Below are 1382 nucleotides of genomic sequence, written 5' to 3'. Positions count from 1 at the left end.
CCGCCGTCAGGACGAAAGGCTGCGCGAAATGGCCCTTGCCCTGGCCGACAAGGTGCGTCAGAGCGGCCGCTCCTACTCCACGCGGCCCCTGTCTTCCTATCATCGCCGGATTGTGCATGTCTGTCTTCAGGACGCCACTGACGTGCAGACGCGCAGCACGGGCGACGGCCCCCTGAAACGGGTGGTCATCCTGCGCAGGAAGACCGAAAAAAATTAGCGTATTGCCAGGCAACAGGCTATATTACGGCGCGGATGAATAAAAAATCCGCGCCGTAGTGTTTTGGTGGGACCTGCTCCGCGCAGGCACGGGCGGAGCGCTGTCAATTATGGGCTGTCCGGCGCTGCGCACGCTTTCCCGCGCGATTCGTCTCGTCAGGTTTGCTGGCCTGGAAAGCCCTGCCGCAGCGCAGGACGAGCCCGCGCAGCACGGGGGCAAAATGGCCGGGAGCAGACTTTCGAAGGTCTGCTTTTTTCTTGCTCTCACGGTTTGAACAGCCCCCTGCCTTTAACAGGCCGCATACCCAAATGTTGTGCAATGTTTGCTCTGGTGCGCACATCCGGCAGCCGAAGCGCTTTCGTATGGACTGTGGAGCCAGTACCGGGTATGCTGCCACGGAATTTGTCGTAAAAAGGCATTGCCGTACGTCGGATTATCGCGGCTTTCACTTGTTTCGCCCCGCGCGAAAGGCGGAGGCCGCATTTTTTGGACATTCACGCCGCGTCACGACACGCGCGCCCGGCGTACCCGCGGGGCAATATAACATCATGAGCACCAACGATACCATAGCAGCCATTGCCACGCCCCCCGGTTCCGGAGGGGTAGGCATTGTGCGTATTTCCGGTCCCAGGGCCAAGCAGACGCTCGCGCGCATGTTTTTGCCCATGTCGCCGAAGTTTGAAAATTTTCGCCCCTGGTTTCTGCACAGGGGGCGTGTTGTGGACTGGAACGGTGAAAACCTGGACGACGTGCTGGCGGTCTTTATGCCCGGCCCGCGCAGTTTTACCGGCGAGGATGTGGCTGAAATCCACTGTCACGGCGGCCCGTTTATCGTGCAGTCAGTGCTGGAGGCCGCGTTGCGCCTCGGCGCGCGCCAGGCGCAGCAGGGCGAGTTTTCGCGTCGTGCCTTTATCAATGGCCGTATGGATCTGAGCCAGGCCGAAGCCGTGGCCGAACTTATTGCCGCGCCTTCGCGTGAGGCTTTGCGTTATGGCCTGAATCGCCTGGACGGTCTGCTTGCCCGTCGGACAGAGACTCTGCGCCGTGAGCTTGAAGACCTGCGCATGCAGGTTTGCGTGGCCGTGGATTTTCCTGAAGACGAAGTGGAGGGCATGGATGCGCCCTCCTTCAGCACGGCCGTGGCAAAGGTGGAGGCAGCCTTGCG

At 60.9% G+C, this 1382-nt stretch carries 1 protein-coding gene and 1 pseudogene; both read left to right on the top strand.

Translation table 11 applies throughout. From position 1 onward, the window contains the following. Window positions 1–217, top strand: a 217-nt coding sequence (locus V6C07_RS12670; protein WP_333536835.1) for a R3H domain-containing nucleic acid-binding protein, incomplete at its 5' end; no start/stop codon positions are given. Between the two features lie 548 nt (window positions 218–765). Beyond that, window positions 766–1382 (top strand): annotated as a pseudogene (locus tag V6C07_RS12665) (tRNA uridine-5-carboxymethylaminomethyl(34) synthesis GTPase MnmE); the annotation flags it as partial.

It is taken from the genome of Desulfovibrio sp. 1214_IL3152 (assembly GCF_036763055.1).
In the GTDB taxonomy this organism is placed as follows: Bacteria; Desulfobacterota; Desulfovibrionia; order Desulfovibrionales; family Desulfovibrionaceae; genus Desulfovibrio.
Note: the sequence above shows the minus strand (reverse complement) of the source record. Positions and strands in the feature narration are given on the sequence as shown.